Below are 20017 nucleotides of genomic sequence, written 5' to 3'. Positions count from 1 at the left end.
TGAAATAAAAAAATCTAAAAATCCTTCTTCCAGCTTCATTCCTATATCCATTTAAATGAAGCTAGCCTCTCATTATTTACCGATTTAAGCTAGATTTTTTTCATGAGGTGGCCCTGTATTTTATGATAGTTCAATCTAGGAAAACTGTATTTAAAAGGATTATTCATGAATTATTTGCTTGCTTTGGATCAGGGAACAAGCAGTACACGGGCAATGCTGTATACCAATCAAGGGGAGCTTATTGCTCATAGTCAACTCCCTCTGAAGCAATATTATCCCCATCCAGGATGGGTTGAACATAATCCCGAAGAAATATGGCAAGCCACGCTTAAAGTTTTAAAAGAGGTTATTGCACCAGTAGATGCTCAAAAAATTATCACTTGTGGGATAACTAACCAACGTGAAACAACCCTCATTTGGAATAAAAAAACAGGGGAATGCCTTAGCCCCGCTATTGTATGGCAAGACAGGCGTACACAAGAATATTGTAAGCAGCTACAACAGCATGCTTTATTAATCCAGCAAAAAACAGGACTATTGCCTGATCCCTATTTTTCAGCCAGTAAACTTCATTGGTTGTTAGAAAATAACCCAGAGGCTGCAAAATTGGCTGCTAAAGGCGATTTAGCTTTTGGTACTATTGATAGTTTTTTAATCTGGCGAATGACTAATGGTGCCCACCTTACTGATATAAGCAATGCATCCAGAACAATGCTTTTAAATATTAATACGGAGCAATGGGATCAAGAATTACTGGATTTAATGTCTATTCCAAACTCAGTATTACCAGAAGTAAAAGCAAGTGATTTTCAGTTTGGGGTGATTAGTAAAGAGCATTTGGGTTTAGAAATCCCTATTACTGGGGTTGCAGGTGATCAACAAGCCGCTTTAATTGGCCAAGGTTGTTTGCAAGAGGGTATGGCGAAAGCAACTTTTGGTACTGGAGGTTTTTTATTAATGAATACTGGCGATAAACCAGTATTTTCTCAGCATCAACTGCTAACGACAGTTGCTTATAAAATTAAAGACAGGACAGTTTATGGTTTAGAAGGAAGTATTTATCAGGCCGGAACAACGGTTAAATGGCTACGTGATGAGTTAAAATTAATTAACAACTCGGCTGAAACTGAAGATTTAGCACAAAGCCTTGATTCTAATGAAGGGGTTTATTTTGTCTCTTCATTTACAGGCTTAGGTGCCCCTCATTGGTTAGCCACATCTGGTGCAATGATGATTGGCCTATCTCGCTCAACCAATAAAGCGCATTTTGCACGAGCAGCTTTAGAAGGAGTTTGTTATCAAACTAGAGAGATTTTGGCTTGTATGATTGAGGACAGTCAAATTGCTTTATCAAGCTTACGGGTTGATGGTGGTATGGCTGCAAATAATTGGTTTCTACAATTTTTAGCCGATCAATGTAATTTAAAAATACAAAAGCCTAATGATATCGAAACCACCGCTAAGGGAGCTGCAATCTTAGCTGGAATTGGTTGTAACCTTTATAATTCTTATAATGAATTAAGTGCAATTTGGCAAATGGATAAAGAATTTACACCAATTAGATCTAAGCAAGAAACTAATGAGGCTTATGCGGGGTGGTGTTCCGCCTTAAATAAAATAAAGGCTTCTATTTAAGAGGTGTAATGTAGGTTGGAGAGTCTTCAACCTACATTAAATCTAGATATTGAAATGATTACTTCACGTCACGAGTTTTTTCGCCAGTATAAAGTTGGCGTGGTCTACCAATGCGAGATTTACTCGCCACCATTTCCATCCAGTGACTCATCCATCCTACTGTACGTGCTAGTGCGAAGATTACCGTGAACATGTTAGTTGGAATACCAATCGCGCTTAAAGTTAGGCCTGAATAGAAATCGACGTTTGGATAGAGTTTCTTTTCCACGAAGTATTCATCTTCTAAAGCAATGCGCTCTAATTCCATGGCTAATTTAAATAAAGGCTCGTCTTTTCTACCAACCGCTTCAAGAACGTCATAGCAGGTTTGACGCATTACTTTAGCTCTTGGGTCATAACTCTTATAAACACGATGACCAAAGCCCATTAAACGGAAACTGTCGTTTTTATCTTTAGCTCGTTCAATGTAATGCTGGATACGACTTACATCGCCAATTTCTTTTAGCATGTTCAGACAGGCTTCATTAGCACCACCATGAGCAGGACCCCATAAAGCGCCAATACCCGCAGAAATACAAGCAAAGGGGTTTGCGCCAGTAGAACCTGCTAAGCGTACTGTTGAGGTTGATGCATTTTGCTCATGATCAGCGTGTAGAGTGAATATAGTATCCATTGCTCTCACCAGTACTGGATCTGGGGTGGTTTCCTCAGAAGGGACGCCAAACATCATGTGTAAGAAGTTTTCTGCATAGCTCATTTTGTTCTGTGGGTACATATAAGGTAAGCCAGTAGAATACTTGTAACTCATCGCAGCAAGGGTAGGCATTTTAGCAACCAAGCGAATAGCAGAGATGAACCGATCTTCAGCATTATTCAAATCCATTGTGTCATGATAGAAGGCAGATAAAGCACCCACGATACCAACCATAATTGCCATTGGGTGCGCATCTCGACGGAATCCATTTAGGAATTGATACATTTGTTGATGAACCATAGTATGGTTATTAATTAAGCTTACAAAACCACTTTTTTCATCTTTTGTAGGTAATTCGCCATTCAGTAATAAATAGCTTACGTCCAAGAAATCTTTCTTCTCAGCCAGTTGTTCAATCGGATAACCACGATATAAGAGAATTCCTTTATCACCATCGATATAAGTGATTTTCGACTCACAAGAGGCGGTAGATAAAAAACCTTGGTCAAAGGTAAACACACCCATTGAACCTAATTGCGTAATATCAATTACGTCATTTCCTAGCGTGGGCGTATAGATAGGTAGTTCTAGTGTACCATGCCCATCGATGCTAAGTTTTGCGGTTTTTTGTGTCATTAGCGTCTCCTGATTTGTGATGCCTTTTTAGCATTCTTTCTTTTATAAGCGCCGCACTATATAAAAATGGGTACTTATAGTCAATTTAAACCTAAGTTTATCTATAAATCTTAGCATGGTTTTTTTAAAATATTGGATCCCAAATAAAATTTGCGCTGCGGTCTTTGTACACTATAGTACGAATCACGATGATTTAGCAGGAATAATACAAATTTACTGAAATTAGAGAAGTTTTCTAGTTCTTTCACGTGTGAAATCATTCAATTATAAACCCCAATGTGCTATGCTACCAGGCAAATTTTTCTAAATGTCATTGCATAAGGACACGTCCAAATCATGGTTTATCTAGCTAAAGAAGTCTTGCCAGTTAATATTGAAGACGAATTAAAGCAATCCTACTTAGATTACGCGATGAGCGTTATTGTGGGTCGAGCCTTACCGGACGTCCGTGATGGTTTAAAACCAGTTCATCGCCGCGTTCTTTATGCGATGAGCGAGCTCGGTAATGATTGGAATAAACCTTATAAAAAATCTGCTCGTGTAGTCGGGGACGTTATCGGTAAATACCATCCCCATGGTGATACGGCGGTGTACGATACCATCGTTCGTATGGCACAACCTTTTTCCATGCGGTATATGTTGGTTGATGGTCAAGGTAACTTCGGTTCGGTTGATGGCGATGCACCTGCTGCAATGCGTTATACCGAAGTGAGAATGTCGAAAGTGGCTCATGCTTTACTTGCGGATTTAGAAAAAGAAACCGTTGATTTTAGTCCTAACTATGATGAAACGGAGTTTGCCCCTGTAGTTCTTCCTTCCCGTGTTCCGAATTTACTGGTCAATGGCTCTTCAGGTATTGCCGTGGGTATGGCCACTAATATCCCTCCTCATAATCTGACTGAAGTTATTAATGCCTGTTTGGCTTTAGTGGATAATCCTGAGTTAGGTATAGATGAAATAATGGAGATTATTCCCGGGCCTGATTTCCCTACTGCCGCCATCATCAATGGGCGCGCAGGAATTATTCAAGGTTATCGCACTGGTAGAGGACGTGTTGTTATTCGTGCACGCACGGAAATAGAAACTGATGAAAGCAGTGGTCGCCAAGCCATTATTATTCATGAGTTGCCTTATCAAGTTAATAAAGCGCGTTTAGTTGAGCGCATCGCTGAATTAGTACGAGATAAAAAGATTGAAGGTATTTCTGGACTACGAGATGAGTCCGATAAACAAGGAATGCGTGTTGTTATTGAGTTAAAGCGCAATGAAGTGGCCGATGTTATCTTAAATAATTTGTATGCTCATACTCAAATGCAAAATGTGTTTGGTATTAATATGGTTGCTTTGGTTGATGGCCAACCACGTACACTTAATTTAAAAGAAGTTTTAGAGTACTTCATTAAGCACCGTCGTGAAGTAGTGACCCGACGGACTATTTTCGAACTGAAAAAAGCGCGCAGCAGAGCTCATTTATTAGAGGGCTTAGGAATAGCACTTGCTAACATTGATGAGATGATTGAGCTTATTAAACGCTCACCTACACCACAAGACGCAAAAGATGCTTTATTAGCACGTACATGGCAACCTGGCTTAGTGAGCGCTATGCTAGAGAAGGCAGGTAGCAATGCCTCACGTCCTGATGATTTACCACCCGAATTTGGTATGACTGAAAAGGGCTATGTCTTGTCACCAGCCCAAGCTCAAGCGATTTTAGAGTTAAGATTGCACCGATTAACGGCTTTAGAACAAGATAAGATTATTAATGAATTTGAAGAATTATTGAAATTAATCAAAGAATTATTAGATATTCTTGCCTCCCCTGAGCGCTTAATGCAGGTTATCCGCCAAGAGCTAGTAGAAATTAAAGAGCAATTTGGCGATCCACGCCGTACGGAAATTTCTGCCTCGCAAGAAGATTTAACTATTGAGGACTTAATTACCGAAGAAAACGTAGTCGTAACGTTGTCTCATCAAGGTTATGTAAAGTACCAACCGATAAGTGCATATCAAGCACAGCGACGGGGGGGTAAGGGTAAATCGGCTACTAACGTTAAAGATGAAGATTTTGTGGAGCGTCTAGTTATTGCTAGTACTCATGATACCTTACTTTGTTTTTCAAATCTTGGAAAACTCTATTGGTTAAAAGCATACCAGCTACCCTTAGCGAGCCGTATTTCTCGTGGGCGACCAATCATTAATATTCTGCCGCTCGCAGAGGGCGAGGAAATTAATGCCATGTTACCCGTTCGTGAATATACCGAAGACAGTTATGTCTTTATGGCAACTAAAAAAGGTACGGTGAAAAAAGTAGCTTTAGAAGCATTTAGCCGTCCACGTTCGAATGGAATTATTGCTGTTGATCTTGATGAAGACGATAGTTTGGTCGGGGTCGACATTACTGATGGCGAGCGTGATATTATGCTCTTTACGGATGCAGGTAAGGTAATTCGTTTTCCAGAAAGTAAAGTACGGCCTATGGGACGTACTGCTCGTGGTGTCCGTGGAATTCGTATTGAAGAAGGACAAGCGGTTATTTCCTTAGTAGTTGCTCACCCCACTGGGACTATTTTAACAGCTACTGAAAATGGTTATGGTAAACGTACTGATATCGATGAGTACCGTGTTTCAGGCCGTGGTGGTCAAGGAGTTATTTCTATCCAAGTCACTGAACGGAATGGTAAAGTAGTTCGTTCTGTTCAAGTTACTGATAATGACGAGGCCATGCTAATTACTGATAAAGGTACCTTAGTCCGCTTCAAAATAAGCGATTTATCAGTGATTGGTCGTAATACTCAAGGTGTTCGTTTGATCAATGTTAGTTCTGGAGAATTAGTCGTCGGGATGCAAAAAATTGAAGATCTAGGCGATGAGGAATCCGAAGGGCTTGATATGACTGATAGTGAGATATCCTCAGAAGATTTTGCAGATAATTCATCGGAAGACGTTTCAGACACTGATGATAACGATAATGATAATGAAGAGAACTTATAATTTCGGAGCTGGTCCTGCAATGCTTCCTGAGTCAATTTTAAAAGAGGCTCAGGAAGAGCTGTTAAATTGGCAAAATTTAGGCATGTCGGTGCTTGAGATAGGCCACCGTACTGAAGAATTTAAGGCATTATTAAAGCATGCTGAACAAACTCTTTGCGAATTACTGAATATTCCCACCAATTACCGGGTTTTGTTTTTAGGCGGTGCAGCTCGCACCCAATTTGCCATGATCCCCTTAAATTTAGTGGGAAATAAGCCCGCAGGTTATATAGTAACAGGGATATGGTCTAAATTGGCTTTACAAGAGGCGCAACATTTAAAACAAGCCTATTGCATAGCAAGCACAGAAGAAAATAAATATCTAACTATTCCTGTACAAAACGACTTAGCAATTCAAGATAATTCGGCTTATATCTATTACACTCCAAACGAAACTATTAATGGAGTTCGTTTTCCCTATGTGCCAAAAGTTAAGGGCCTGCCTTTAATTGCGGATATGACTTCATGTTTACTTAGTGAGCCGATTGATATCCGGCAATACGATTTGATCTTTGCGGGTGCGCAAAAAAATATAGCGAATGCGGGACTTACAGTCGTCATTATAAGAGAAGAGTTATTAGAGCAGGGGCTTCAGAATGCTATTCCAACCATGTTAGATTATAGGGTGCACCTAGATAATCATTCTCTATATGCAACTCCTCCGGTATTTAATTGCTATATAGCAGCAAAAATGTTTGATTGGGTAAAAGCGCAAGGTGGGGTGGATGCTTTATTTGCTGAGAATTGCCGTAAAGCGGCTAAATTATATCAATATCTAGATCAGGCGAACGATTTTTATACCACTTCTGTAATGCCTGAAGCACGCTCGATTATGAACGTTTGTTTCTCTTTAAAAAATACCAAGTTAGAAGGTATTTTTTTAGAAAAAGCTAAGCACCATGGTTTGAGTGCCTTAAAAGGGCATCGAATGGTGGGGGGCTTGCGGGCCAGCCTTTATAATGCAATGCCCATGAGCGGCGTTGATGCTTTAGTTCATTTTATGCAGGAATTTGCCGAGGAATATTCTTAATGAACTTATTAAATTTCGTATCCAAACCTGTCCCCTCAATTCAAGGTACTATGACTGTTCCGGGGGATAAATCAATTTCTCATCGTTCTATCATTTTTGGATCTATTGCCCAAGGCACTACAGTAGTGGAGGGATTCCTTGATGGGGAAGATTGTTTAGCTACTTTGGCGGCCTTCCGAAGTATGGGCGTTTCTATTGAACGCCCCAAAGAGCAGCAGGTCATTATTCATGGCGTTGGTAAACATGGACTCAAATGCCCCAATACTATTATTGATTGTGGGAATTCAGGAACCAGTATTCGTTTATTAGCTGGCTTATTAGCTGCACAATCCTTTGATAGCGAATTAACAGGAGACGAAAGCTTATTAAAAAGACCTATGTTACGGGTTAGTAAGCCTTTGACAGCCATGGGCGCTGAAGTTCTAACCAATGAAGGAAAACCCCCTCTAAAAATAAAAGGTGGGGCTTTACTGCAAGGTATTGATTATTTGATGCCAGAGGCTAGTGCACAAGTAAAATCCTGCCTTTTACTCGCCGGTCTTTATGCCCAGGGTGAAACCAAAATCCGAGAGACTGGAATTAGCCGAAATCATACGGAGCTTATGTTAAAAACTTTTTCTTATCCGGTTGAATTAAAAAAGAATATAATAATTGTTAATAACCGATCAGAATGCCAGGGGACAGAAATCAAAGTACCGGGAGACATTTCTTCTGCTGCTTTCTTTTTGGTAGCGGGATCAATTATACCAGACTCTGCGCTAATTATTTCTAATGTCGGTGTCAATCCCACACGCACAGGCATCATTACTATATTAAAAAAAATGGGTGCCGATATTTCCTTGGTAAATCAGCGCCAATGGGGTGAGGAACCAGTAGCCGATTTGCATGTTCGTTATGCACCGTTGAAAGGTATTAATATTCCTGCAGAGCTGGTGCCATTAGCAATCGATGAATTTCCTATTCTCTTTATTGCTGCGGCTTGTGCTGAAGGTGAAACACGAATTCAGGGCGCCGAGGAATTACGCCATAAAGAAAGCGATAGGATTGGCGCTATGGTGGAAGGCTTAACTCGCTTAGGTATCGAGGCAGAGAGTTTTGCTGATGGAGCCTTGATTAAAGGCGGCACTATTCAAGGTGGCCATGTCGATAGCCGAGGTGATCATCGTATTGCCATGTCTTTTGCTATTGCAGGGGCCGTTGCGAAACAGGTTATCCATATTAAAAATTGTGCTAATGTAGCTACTTCTTTCCCAAATTTTGTTGCCATTGCCAATAAGTTAAATATGAATATTGAGGATGTAAAGGAAAATGACTAATACAATAATTCCGATTATAACGCTTGATGGTCCTAGTGGTACAGGCAAAGGTACTTTATGTCATTTATTGGCAAAACATCTTAAATGGAACATGCTAGATAGCGGTGCAATTTATCGAGTTTTAGCTTTCGCAGCACGTAAACATAAACTTAACCTTCAAGATATAGAACCTTTAATTTCTCTCGCTTTAGTATTAAATTTAAGATTTGAATCTTCTGATGCGAATGAAACACAAGTTATTTTAGATGAAGTGAATATTTCCCAAGAAATTCGCAGTGAGCAATGTGGTCAAGATGCTTCAACTATTGCTGCAATCCCTGAAGTTAGAGCAGCGTTATTAGAACGACAACGTAGTTTTGCTCAATTACCTGGCTTAGTTACTGATGGTCGAGATATGGGGACTGTTGTTTTTCCAGAAGCTGTTTTGAAAGTTTTTCTATACGCTGATGAGCAAGAAAGAGCAAAAAGACGCTATTTACAGTTGAAAGAGAAACAAATTAATGTTAGCCTCGCGCAGGTTGTAGAAGATTTGGCTAAACGTGATACAAGGGATACTGCTCGTACACATGCGCCATTAAGACCTGCAGATGATGCAATAAAGATCGATACAACTAGCTTATCAATTGTACAAGTGTTCAACAATGTATTAAAATTAATTGATGACCGCTTGCATCATTGAGGGGTTAAATTTGTTGGGGGAAAGATGAGTAGGACTCATACTTTCATTAATTCACTAAAGAGTTAAATAACATGACTGAAAGTTTCAAAGAACTATTTGAGCAAAGTATTGTCGGCGCTCAGTTTTATCCAGGTGCCATTATTAATGCCAAAGTAATTGGTATTGATGATGACTACGTCACTTTAAATGCTGGCCTTAAGTCAGAAGGTATTGTGGCAGTAGAAGAGTTTTATGACAAAGATGGCGCATTGGAAGTTAGCCTAGGCGATACTGTCGAAGTGGCACTTGATTCCGTTGAAGATGGCCACGGCGAAACGCTACTTTCAAGAGAAAAAGCAAAACGTCAAGAAGCATGGCGTAAATTATCTAAGTCACACGAAAATAACGAAACGGTTACTGGTCTTATTTCCGGTAAAGTTAAAGGTGGCTTCACAGTTGAAATCGGCACTATTCGTGCGTTCTTACCAGGCTCATTAGTTGATGTACGACCTGTTCGTGATCCTTCTTATCTTGAAGGCAAAGAGCTTGAGTTTAAAGTTATCAAGATGGATCTAAAGCGCAACAATATTGTTGTTTCTCGTCGTGCTGTTGTTGAAGAAGAAAGCAGTGCTGACAGACAAGCCTTACTAGAATCCTTACATGATGGCCAAGAATTACACGGTATCGTTAAGAATCTTACTGATTACGGTGCGTTTATTGATCTTGGTGGCATCGACGGTTTATTACACATCACTGATATTTCTTGGAAACGCGTTAAGCACCCAAGTGAATTACTATCAGTAGGTCAAGATGTAAAAGTCAAAGTATTAAGCTTCGACAGCGAAAGAAATCGTGTTTCTTTAGGTATGAAGCAATTAGGCAATGATCCTTGGGTTGATTTAGTTGAACGTTACCCAGTTGGTAAACGTCTCCAAGGTAAAGTAACTAATATTACTGATTATGGTTGTTTCGTTGAAATCGAAGAAGGCGTTGAAGGTTTAGTTCATATGTCTGAAATGGATTGGACCAACAAAAACGTTCACCCAAGCAAAGTAGTTGCAATGGGCGATGTAGTTGATGTTATGGTTCTTGAAATTGATGAAGACCGACGTCGTATTTCTTTAGGTATGAAGCAATGCGTGGGTAATCCATGGCAACAATTTGCTGCTAGCCATAGTAAAGGTCAAAAAGTTTCTGGCAAGATCCGTTCGATCACTGATTTTGGAATCTTTATCGGTCTTGATGGTGACATCGATGGTCTAGTTCATTTATCTGATATTTCTTGGACAGTTGCTGGCGAAGAAGCCGTAAAACAATTCAAGAAAGGTCAAGAACTAGAAGCAGTAATTTTAGCTATCGATCCAGAACGTGAGCGTATCTCTTTAGGTATCAAGCAATTAGAAGGCGATAACTTCGCATCGTTTGCTGATGAATATACTAAAGGTGCTATCGTTAAAGGGACTGTAACAGCTGTTGATGCAAAAACAGTAACGGTTGCTTTAGCTGATGATATTACCGGTACTATTCGTGCTAGTGAACTTTCTGATGAGCGGGTTGATGATGCAACTACCGTTGTTAAAGAAGGTGACGAAATAGAAGCTAAAATCATCAATGTAGATCGTAAAAATCGTTCTATAACTCTTTCTGTCAAAGCGAAAGATGCGCATGATGAAGCAGAAGCTATCAAAAAATACTCAAGAACTGAAAGTGTTGGAACTACAACTCTTGGGGATTTATTGAAAGAAAAAATGGCGAGTAAAGAAGGCGAATAAGCTTCTTTAATAGCATAATAAAAAGGCGTGTTACTACACGCCTTTTTTATTTGATACTCTTCGAGTGTTTTATCTACGAGAAGCCAGTGCCAGCTTCATCAATTCGCTAGGTTATAACGGTTACTTCTCATCCCTGTTCATGCTATGATGAGTGCCAATTATTAAAATCAGTAGAAAGGAAAGCTTCATGCGCATATTGTTGCTAGTTTTTTACATCCTACTTATTATTGTTGGAGTGAGTTTTGCTGCTTTAAATGCTGCATCGGTTGAAGTGAACTTTTACATTAAAACTATTTCTATGCCTATTTCAGTACTCATGACCATTATGTTAGGACTTGGTGTCCTTATTGGTTTTCTGCTTTTTATCAGTCGTTATTGGCGGATAAAAATTGAATGTCGTAAAATGAAAAATCAATTAAAGCTAACGGAAAAAGAAATAAAAAATTTGCGATCAATTCCTTTGCAAGATCAACATTAATACTTATGAGGAAACCCATGGTTATCAGGGGATTAAATAATGATTAATTTATGGCCATTATTATTGCCGGCAGCTGCGTGGTCTGGCTGGTGGATTGCAAATCGGAATAACTCTAATAAAAATATTAATGTATACAATAAATTATCGCGTGAATATGTGGTGGGGCTTAACTACTTATTAAATGAGCAGCCCGACAAAGCGGTAGATGTTTTTATAAAGTTACTTGAAGTCGATAGCGATACAGTGGAAACCCATCTTGCTTTAGGAAGTTTATTTAGACGACGAGGCGAGGTAGATAGAGCTATTCGAATACATCAAAACCTTATTGCACGTCCCCAACTTAGTATTTTGCAGCGAAAAGAAGCGTTAATGGCTTTGGGCCAAGATTATATGAGCGCGGGTGTCTTTGATCGCGCTGAACGTATTTTTTTAGAAGTAGTCGAGTTAGGTGGGAGTAAAGAAACTAGCAGCTTACATGGGCTTTTGGCTATTTACCAACAGGAAAAAGCTTGGGAAAAGGCACTGGATATAATTAAAAAATTAGAAGTGTCGACAGGAACTAGCTTTCATCATCAGGCCGCTCATTATCATTGTGAAATGGCTAGCCAGGCCTTAAAAGTTAATGCTATTGATAGGGCTACTTATTGTATTAAACAAGCAATTTCGGTCGATCCAGAGTCGGTTCGCGCTAGTTTAATGTATGCCCATCTAGAAATGAAAGAGGGTAAATATAAACAAGCCATCCGGTCTTTAAAAAGAGTCCCACAACAAGATGCAGAGTTTTTGACTGAAATTATTGAACCCTTGGTTTTTTGCCACAAAGAGTTAGATCAAATGCCTGATTGTATCGATTATTTGGAGCATACTCTTGAGGAGTACCCTAGGGCATCGGTTATTTTTGTTATTGCAGAGTATTTAAACCAAATTAAGAGCAGAGATGCTGCTATTGATTTCGTAGCTGGTAATTTAAGCAAACATCCTTCAATTAGAGGGCTAAATCGTTTAATTTATTGGCATTTAGAATCCGCACATGGAAAAGTTCGAGAAAAATTACAAATGTTATACGATATAACAAGTAAATTTTTAGACAATAAGCCCATTTACCGTTGTGGACAATGTGGATTTGGCGGAAAACACTTACATTGGCATTGTCCAAGTTGTAAGCAATGGGGTAAAATGAAGCCTATACATGGTTTGGAAGGTGATTGACACGCGTATTTAGCATTAAATTCGGACAAATCCGAGAGATGAAAATGCCAAACAATAATTTTATTAAATGAGATGATAATGCAATTTATTGACTTAAAAACCCAATATTCTTTAATTGAAAATGAAGTTTTAAATGGTATAAAAAAGGTATTAAATCATGGCCAATACATTATGGGGCCTGAAATCAATGAACTTGAAAAGCAATTAGCTGCCTTTGTAGGTGTAAAGCATGTAGTGGTTAACTCTAGTGGAACTGATGCCTTATTAATGGCTTTGATGGCCTTAGATATTAAACCGGGTGATGAGGTAATTACGAGCCCATTTAGTTTTTTTGCAACTGCTGAGGTTATTGCTTTATGTCACGCAGTTCCTGTATTTATCGACATTGATCCACGTACTTACAATTTGGATGTACAACAACTCGAGGCCGCGATTACTAAAAAAACAAAAGCAATTATGCCGGTCAGTTTATATGGACAATGTGCAGATTTTGACGAAATTAACGCGATTGCTAACCAGCATGGTATTCCCGTTATTGAGGATGCGGCACAGAGCTTTGGGGCTACTTATAAAGGCAAGTATTCTGGTGCGCTCTCTACAATTGGTTGTACAAGTTTCTTCCCTTCCAAACCTCTCGGTGGCTATGGTGACTCTGGCGCCTGCTTTACCAATGATGATGCTCTCGCTCAAAAATTAGTAGAAATAAGAATTCATGGCCAAAATGCCCGCTATTGCCATAGCCGAGTAGGTATTAATGGCAGAATGGATACTATTCAGGCAGCAATATTACTAGAAAAATTAAAACTGTTCCCCGATGAAATCCTTTTACGACAGCGAATAGCTAATCGATACAATGAATTACTTTCTTCGTTAGTAAAAACGCCTTTTGTTCATCAACACAATACCAGCGTTTATGCTCAATATACCATTGAAGTGAATGATAGGGATAGATTTCAACAAAAAATGCAAGCTGAGGGCATTCCAACTGCAGTGCATTATCCAGTGGCTATGCATCAACAGCAAGCCCTAAGCTATCTAAATCATAAAATAGGTGATTTTCCCTGTTCTGAACAGGCAAGCCACCAAGTCATTAGCTTACCAATGCATCCTTATTTGAAAGAAGAGGATCAGCTAAAAATTGCCGTTGCAGTAAAAAATGCTTTGTCTTAATTAGCTATAGAGTGCGTAATGACTTCTAAATTAATAGTTGCTTTAGATATTGATAATAAAAATGAAGCCTTGGATTTAATTGATCAATTAGATCCTGCTTCTTGTGCTTTAAAAATTGGTAGTGAAATGTTTACTCTCTGGGGGCCAGTATTTGTTAGCCAAGTGATTAAACGCGGGTTTAAGGTCTTTCTTGATTTAAAATTCCATGATATTCCCCATACCGTGGCTAGAGCGTGCAAAGCCGGTGCAGAGCTTGGTGTTTGGATGTTAAATATCCATGCTTCGGGTGGTTTAGAAATGATGCAGGCCGCTGTGAAGGCCTTAGAGCCTTATGGAAATGATAAGCCCTTATTGATAGCGGTAACCGTATTAACGAGTTTCGATGAAAGCGATTTAATGACTGTCGGGATTGAAAAACCTTTATTAACTCACGTTGGTAATTTAGCGAAATTAGCCCATGATGCGAATTTAGATGGTGTGGTTTGCTCCGCCCATGAAGTTAAAAAGATCAAAGAATTATGTGGTCATTCCTTTCTTACAGTAACCCCTGGAATCAGATTGCCTGATAATTCCTCTGATGATCAATCACGAATTATGACGCCCAAACAAGCTATTGAAGCGGGAAGTGATTATTTAGTGATGGGTAGACCTATTACTCGGGCAGTAAATCCTGCCAAAAGTGTTCGAGAAATTCTTCTTACTATGAATTAACATTCGGCTCCATTTTTTGTAAGCTGCTTATTGGAAATGAATTAGCGATGTTAGCAATAGAGTTTGAACTTTATATGATCATATAGTAAAATAACAGCACTTTTTTTGCAATAACCAGGGTGTTACAATCCATAATCACCGTATGGAATATGAATGAGTGCTGTTTACTCTATTTTATTTGTGCTCATAATATGATACTTATTACCAATACAGTGATTAAATATCGACAGATATTTAAGCAAAGGATTATCACTTCTTTGGGAATAAATTATGACACCACAACATGTGATAAGTCAGCTATTAGCATCTGATTCAAAAAATAAGAATATCGAATTATTAAAAAAAATCATTCTTACCTCCTATTTAGGCCGTTTACAAATTAATGGCCAATCCCCAGATAACTCGATAGCCTTTAGCAACTACTTGTTCGACCATGAAAATGTAATGTTTGATTTTACCCGAATGAGTGATGCAAAAAAGGAGCAATTCAAAAAATGGCTTTTAAGTAATCATCAACAGGACAAACAAAAGGCTTATTTCACCAGTACCGCAGTTAATGAATACCGAGGCTTTACGGCTGAGGTGAGATTAGGGTGGTGGGCAAGATTATTACGATGGCTGCAAGGAGATTTTACTTCCCAGTGGAAAATAAGCGACATTGATCTCTCATTAAATTACCAATTACTTGGCGTTGAAATGAATGAGGGACAACAAGGAATCCAAATTGGTTTTAAACAATTATTGGTTCCACCTTCAGCTACTAAATATAAAGCCTCAGATGATCCTCAAACCGAACCAATGGGAAATACCAAGCGAGTTTTCATTACTGATAATTTAGTAGATCAATTAATGAAATGGAATTTGAAAACTGTTAACTTTGAAACGATTTGTAAAAGTCCTCACCCCCTCGCTATTGAAGTGAATAACTTAGATGCCCGCCATAGAGAAATGCGCAATTACCGCGCCATTCAAAAATATATTCCTTCAGAGGCTTGGTATCAAAAACTATGGAACTGGTTTAAATCCTGGTTTAAATCAGATTCAGTCAAACTAGCTCCCCCTAAAAAAGTAAATAATCAGTTAACCCTATTATACGAAGATCAAACTACGACTGTTTATCAAAGGCAAAATAATGAAATTTTAATAAAAGAGAAAAGGCCTAATATAGAAAATCTGGTGTATTGTGGTGGTGGAGCGAAAATATTTGCTCATGTTGGGGTGTGGAAAGCGCTAAATGAAGTTCAAATCACACCCAAAAAATTTGCTGGAAGTTCCGCGGGCGCTATTATGGCCTTAATGTGCTATCTAGGTTTATCCGCTGAGAAAATAGCTGAATTATTTAAACATTTTAGACAAGAAAATTTAGTTTATTTCAATATAGATAGTCGGGGAATTTCAGAGCCAGATGCCTTAAAAGCGGCGCTTGATTATGCAGTGGCTTTAAGAGTAAAAGAGATAACTACTCAATATAATATCCCTTATCCTGCTGGCAAAATCACCTTTGCTACTTTAGAAGAGCTCAGGCTTCGGTTTCCCGATTGTGGTTTGGGGAATGAGCTAATTGTAACCGCTACCAATAAGCGTTTAAGAAAAACCAGTTATTTTTCGTTTCATAAAACACCTAATATGGAAGTTAGTGAGGCAGTGAAGATCTCTGCTAGTATCCCCGTTGTATTTCGAGATACCCGACTTAATGGAGATGATTATAATGATGGTGGGGTTTTAAATAATTTTCCTACAGATGCTTTTCATGCCGATGACACCACCTTTCTTGAATCAGAATATGGCAATAATATGAAAACACTTGCCGTTCAATTTGATACCGGAAGTGAGCGCGTCGCAGTGGATCGTATTTTGGATAGAGTCTATCGAGAAAATTTTCTTCTAAACTGGTTTTATGGATTCTTGTCTGGAGTAAGTGATCCGGCCAGTGGCTGGGAGCAAGATAGATTAAAACTTAGAAAATATGCGGCTCAATCGATCATTGTGGAAGTAGGGAATACATCAACTACCGGTTTTAGTGTTGAAGAAAAAGATCAAAGGCGATTAATTAATAGTGGATATCATGCTGCAAAAAGTTATCTTAGAGCGCGTTATGCTCAAAAGGACGGGGCTGCTTATAAAAATAAAGAAATAATGCACTCAACCTTTGCCTCATTAGAGGAGCTCTTAGCATATTCTTGTTATAAAGGAAATAAAGCTTGGTTTGATATAGTATTAAAACTGATTAAAGCATCCTCTTTGGGCAATAAAAAACTCTTAGTGCAGCAAGCAGAACAATTAAATTCATTATATTTTACCCCACTGCCTGAAGAGAATGCTGAGGAAACTAATCTTAGTACTCAGACCTTTTTTGGCAATGCAGTAATAAAGCAACATCATGAAGATAATAAAGATCACATGGTTTTTTTGGCTTTATATCCCATTTTTATTAAGCTCTCTCCTCAATTACTTAAAAATGAAAAAGAGCACGATTTATTACTACGAGCACGCCACACCTTTAGCATCAATAGTTTGTTCAATTGTTTAAGGTATTTTAATTCTATTAAAGATGAGACCCACATTGTGTTCCATATTTTTCATAACCTGGTTAAAGCTCTGGAAGTGAATCATAAAAATCAGTTTATGGAAAAAATGCAAGAGCTCTATCAGGATTTAGACTTACTGCAAAATATAGTTTATAAGCATGAGGATTTATTTAAGCCAGAGTATTATGGCCGATGGGATTTAGACCTACGCCAGGGAAGACGAGTGCTAAAGACCTTAGACGCTAAAAGTCCTTACATTACTAAATTATGCAATTATTTAAAACGTGGTTGGGAACCTCTACAAACTTTAGCAGACGGTGAACTCCATGATGATGAAGAACATGATACTGAACTGCGAAATGCTATGGTACTATAGGCCTAATCGTTTATAGAATATTGTGTTTATGTATACTAATCTTGACCTTTATTATTTAAATCTTATGGGTATTAGGCCTTGGCTAGATAAAAAAAGCTTACAAGCTAATTCTGTCCCCCAAGATTATAAGTTGCTTATTTTTACCTCCTCAAATTTAGCTAGCAAGGAACAGTCTCTTTTAAAACAAATCATTTTCTTTCTAGCGCTGGATGACAAACAGGTTAAACATTTAGAAGTAAAAGATAACTCTTTTACCGATTCATCTCTTAATGCGAAATGGATTTTAGCTTTTGGCGATTCGGGTCCTTATAAATCAACTACAATACTAGAAACTAACTCTCTAAGCGAAGTAATCAATCGACCCATATTGAAAAAAAAGCTTTTTAAATGTCTGGTGTCCCTTAAATCGAATTTACAGTCTGATGAATAAAAACGGTTTTACCTTGCTCGAATTATTATTTACTTTGAGTGTACTAGCTATTTTGATTTTATTTTCTTTTAGCTCTCTGCTGCAAATGAAGCAAAAAAACGAGCGAGAGTTTTTAATTAATGAAATTGGTAATGCTATAAGCTATGCAAAAATAAACGCACGAGCGAGAGGACATACGTTAACCCTGTTGCCAAAAGCGCCTCATATTAATTGGTCGCAAGGGATGGAGTTATTTGCCGATGAAACTTGCGAGAAATTACTTTATACTTGGAGCTGGCGGCTTGCCTATTGGCACGTGGAGTGGCTGGGCGTTAATGGTTTAAAACGCATTAAACTAAGTGGTAACACTCAAGCAATGAGCAATGGTCGATTTGTATTAACTAACATAAGAACTGAAGAAAAAATAACGCTCTACTTAAATAGATTAGGACGAGTAAAACAAGTTTAAATCTTATCCTACAGCTAGATCGAAGTTAAGAGAGCTCTAGGGTTCGTGTTACAATTCTTATTTTTAAAAACCATATACATTTATGTCAATTCTATCGAGTTTCCTTTCAACAAAGTCAACAGATGCACCTGAGGCTCTTCGGGCTTGGCTTTATTGTAACCAGCCTCTTACTGACAAATTAAAAAATCTCTCGGGTGAGGCTCAGTTAGAAGTACTCTCCCAAGGCTGGACTACTTCTCAATGGTGGGACAAAAAAAACCTTTCTATTGAAGAAAAAATTTTTCAACGTGAAATTTTAATGAAAAGTCATGGCGAGGTGTATTGGTATGCGCGCAGCATCATTCCAAAGTCTTGTTATGATCAAGCCCCTGATTTTTTTAAACGTTTAGAAAAGGAGTCTATACGTAGATTAATTTTTGATGAACCCAAAGTGAAATTAATGAAACGCATAGTCTATCCCATTAATGAGCATGCTATTGAATTCGATTGGATGAAACACTATTTACCTCATATTAAAGATAGCTTTTGGGTGCGATTAGCTGAGTTTATCTTTCAAGATCAGAGCAGGTTTTATCTAATAGAAATTTTATTCCCTAAATTAGGTGATCTCCGAACATGAAATGGAATGCTTTGTATCGTTTAATGCGTTTAGATAAACCTATTGGCACCTTATTACTTTGGTATCCAACTGCTTGGGCTTTATGGTTAGCAAATCAAGGGATGCCTCCGATTAAGTTATTGATCTTGTTTTTCTTGGGTACTGTTTTAATGCGGAGCGCGGGTTGTGTCATTAATGATATAGCCGATCGTAATATTGATAAACATGTGAGTCGAACTAAATCAAGGCCGTTAACCACAGGCGAGCTTAGCTTAGAGGATGCTATCTTTTTAATGTTGTTCCTGTTGGTCGGTGCCTTAATTATTTTACTTTGCTTGCCCACATCTTGTTTTATCTGGGCTCTAATGGCTGTACTAATCACCGGTATTTATCCTTTTTGCAAACGCTTTTTTAGCGCACCCCAAGTAGTTTTAGGTTTTGCGTTTTCTATGGGTATACCTATGGCGTATACAGCCTCTGGGAAACCACTCACCGAAATAACGATGTTATTATTAATAATTAATTTTTTGTGGATTTTGGCCTATGACACTATGTATGCCATGGTGGATAGGGAGGATGATTCAAAAATTGGAGTAAAATCAACAGCGATTTTGTTTGGACGCTACGATCGTTTTATCATTAGTATTCTGTTAGGAACCCTGCATTTATTGTGGCTATTTTTGGCACAATACTCTCCACTAGGATGGTATTTTTATCCCTTATGGTTTCTTGCTGTTGGTATTTTAATCTATCAACAAAAATTACTTTATCTTTGCCAACCGGAATTGTGTTTCCGTTCTTTTTTAATTAGCTCTTATTATGGTGCAGTAATGTGGAGTGCACTTTTATAAGTTAAAAATTTTTAAGGCCTATTGAATTATAGTGGTTTGAATCGTGTGCTAATTTGACTTAGATGAGTTGAAGAAACTAAACCTACTTAGTAGGCGTAAACATATAAATCCAGCTCTCAAAGCTACGGAGTGCTGGTCTTTATAAAAATTTGAGTAAAATATATTCTTCCTCGTCCATCACGAGCTATTCCAATACCCATAAAATTATAATTACCTAAAATATTACCCCGGTGGCCTGGACTACTTAGCCAACCTTTTACTACTTCTTGAGCAGTTCTATATCCGAAGGCAATATTTTCTCCCGCTGCAGTTATAGTTTTAATTACTCACTCATGTTACGCACATAAACTTGTAGTTTGACTAAAAAGCATTAGAATTCCGCCCTTAATTTTAGGGAGGGAATTAAATGGATATGCTTGATCTTTATAGTGATTATTTGATTTTCCA

At 38.3% G+C, this 20017-nt stretch carries 17 protein-coding genes; 15 read left to right on the top strand and 2 right to left on the bottom strand.

Annotation, left to right across the window (positions count from 1 at the left end; translation table 11 throughout):
* The first annotated feature begins 165 nt into the window (after positions 1–165).
* Positions 166–1635 carry a glycerol kinase GlpK gene (glpK, locus tag ELY15_RS05950; RefSeq protein ID WP_127098744.1) on the top strand — a complete coding sequence of 490 codons (1470 nt, stop codon included), beginning with the start codon at positions 166–168 and terminating at the stop codon, positions 1633–1635.
* Positions 1636–1693: 58 nt separating this feature from the next.
* Here the strand turns inward: glpK and gltA are convergent, their stop codons facing one another.
* On the bottom strand, positions 1694–2965 hold the full coding sequence (gene gltA, locus ELY15_RS05945; protein ID WP_127098743.1) for a citrate synthase: 1272 nt from the start codon (positions 2963–2965) through the stop codon (positions 1694–1696).
* A 336-nt stretch (positions 2966–3301) separates the two neighbouring features.
* Here gltA and gyrA point away from each other — a divergent pair, with 336 nt between their 5' ends.
* The 14 genes from gyrA to ubiA all read left to right on the top strand — a co-directional run bounded on the left by gyrA (position 3302) and on the right by ubiA (position 19570).
* On the top strand, positions 3302–5956 hold the full coding sequence (gyrA, locus tag ELY15_RS05940) for a DNA gyrase subunit A (RefSeq protein WP_127098742.1): 2655 nt from the start codon (positions 3302–3304) through the stop codon (positions 5954–5956).
* Positions 5937–7025: a 3-phosphoserine/phosphohydroxythreonine transaminase gene (gene serC, locus ELY15_RS05935; protein WP_199744181.1), complete on the top strand. Its 1089-nt coding sequence runs from the start codon at positions 5937–5939 to the stop codon at positions 7023–7025. Before gyrA ends, serC begins: the two co-directional genes overlap by 20 nt.
* On the top strand, positions 7025–8341 hold the full coding sequence (gene aroA, locus ELY15_RS05930; RefSeq protein ID WP_127098740.1) for a 3-phosphoshikimate 1-carboxyvinyltransferase: 1317 nt from the start codon (positions 7025–7027) through the stop codon (positions 8339–8341). The genes serC and aroA overlap by 1 nt, the downstream gene beginning before the upstream one ends.
* Positions 8334–9020, top strand: a complete 687-nt coding sequence (gene cmk / locus ELY15_RS05925; RefSeq protein WP_127098739.1) for a (d)CMP kinase — start codon at positions 8334–8336, stop codon at positions 9018–9020. Before aroA ends, cmk begins: the two co-directional genes overlap by 8 nt.
* Before the next feature lie 71 nt (positions 9021–9091).
* Complete coding sequence (gene rpsA / locus ELY15_RS05920) at positions 9092–10771, top strand: 30S ribosomal protein S1 (RefSeq protein ID WP_127098738.1); 1680 nt, start codon at positions 9092–9094, stop codon at positions 10769–10771.
* Positions 10772–10958: 187 nt separating this feature from the next.
* Positions 10959–11249, top strand: a complete 291-nt coding sequence (locus tag ELY15_RS05915; protein ID WP_127098737.1) for a LapA family protein — start codon at positions 10959–10961, stop codon at positions 11247–11249.
* A gap of 39 nt (positions 11250–11288) precedes the next feature.
* Entirely contained in the window at positions 11289–12458 is a 1170-nt protein-coding gene (lapB, locus tag ELY15_RS05910; protein WP_127098736.1) for a lipopolysaccharide assembly protein LapB, read from the top strand.
* Positions 12459–12536: 78 nt separating this feature from the next.
* A complete protein-coding gene (locus ELY15_RS05905; protein WP_127098735.1) occupies positions 12537–13628 on the top strand; it encodes a DegT/DnrJ/EryC1/StrS aminotransferase family protein in 1092 nt (363 codons plus the stop codon).
* Positions 13629–13646: 18 nt separating this feature from the next.
* Positions 13647–14339, top strand: coding sequence for an orotidine-5'-phosphate decarboxylase (gene pyrF / locus ELY15_RS05900; RefSeq protein ID WP_127098734.1), 693 nt, complete (start codon positions 13647–13649; stop codon positions 14337–14339).
* Positions 14340–14609: 270 nt separating this feature from the next.
* Complete coding sequence (gene vpdC / locus ELY15_RS05895; protein ID WP_127098733.1) at positions 14610–17243, top strand: Dot/Icm T4SS effector VpdC; 2634 nt, start codon at positions 14610–14612, stop codon at positions 17241–17243.
* Between the two features lie 28 nt (positions 17244–17271).
* Entirely contained in the window at positions 17272–17673 is a 402-nt protein-coding gene (locus tag ELY15_RS05890) for a DNA polymerase III subunit psi (protein WP_127098732.1), read from the top strand.
* Positions 17666–18121, top strand: a complete 456-nt coding sequence (locus ELY15_RS05885; protein ID WP_127098731.1) for a prepilin-type N-terminal cleavage/methylation domain-containing protein — start codon at positions 17666–17668, stop codon at positions 18119–18121. Before ELY15_RS05890 ends, ELY15_RS05885 begins: the two co-directional genes overlap by 8 nt.
* Positions 18122–18203: 82 nt before the next feature.
* Positions 18204–18740: a chorismate lyase gene (locus ELY15_RS05880; RefSeq protein ID WP_127098730.1), complete on the top strand. Its 537-nt coding sequence runs from the start codon at positions 18204–18206 to the stop codon at positions 18738–18740.
* The gene (gene ubiA / locus ELY15_RS05875) at positions 18737–19570 is read left to right on the top strand and encodes a 4-hydroxybenzoate octaprenyltransferase (protein WP_127098729.1); all 834 of its coding nucleotides are present in this window, start codon (positions 18737–18739) and stop codon (positions 19568–19570) included. Before ELY15_RS05880 ends, ubiA begins: the two co-directional genes overlap by 4 nt.
* A gap of 122 nt (positions 19571–19692) precedes the next feature.
* On the opposite strand, the gene ELY15_RS05870 is transcribed toward ubiA, so the two are convergent.
* Positions 19693–19884 carry a CAP domain-containing protein gene (locus tag ELY15_RS05870; protein WP_255411067.1) on the bottom strand — a complete coding sequence of 64 codons (192 nt, stop codon included), beginning with the start codon at positions 19882–19884 and terminating at the stop codon, positions 19693–19695.
* Positions 19885–20017 lie beyond the last annotated feature (133 nt).

Origin of the sequence: Legionella sp. km772 (genome assembly GCF_003989735.1) — a bacterium.
GTDB lineage: Bacteria > Pseudomonadota > Gammaproteobacteria > Legionellales > Legionellaceae > Legionella.
The sequence above is the reverse complement of the archived record's forward strand: the minus strand, read 5'-3'. Positions and strand labels throughout refer to the sequence as shown.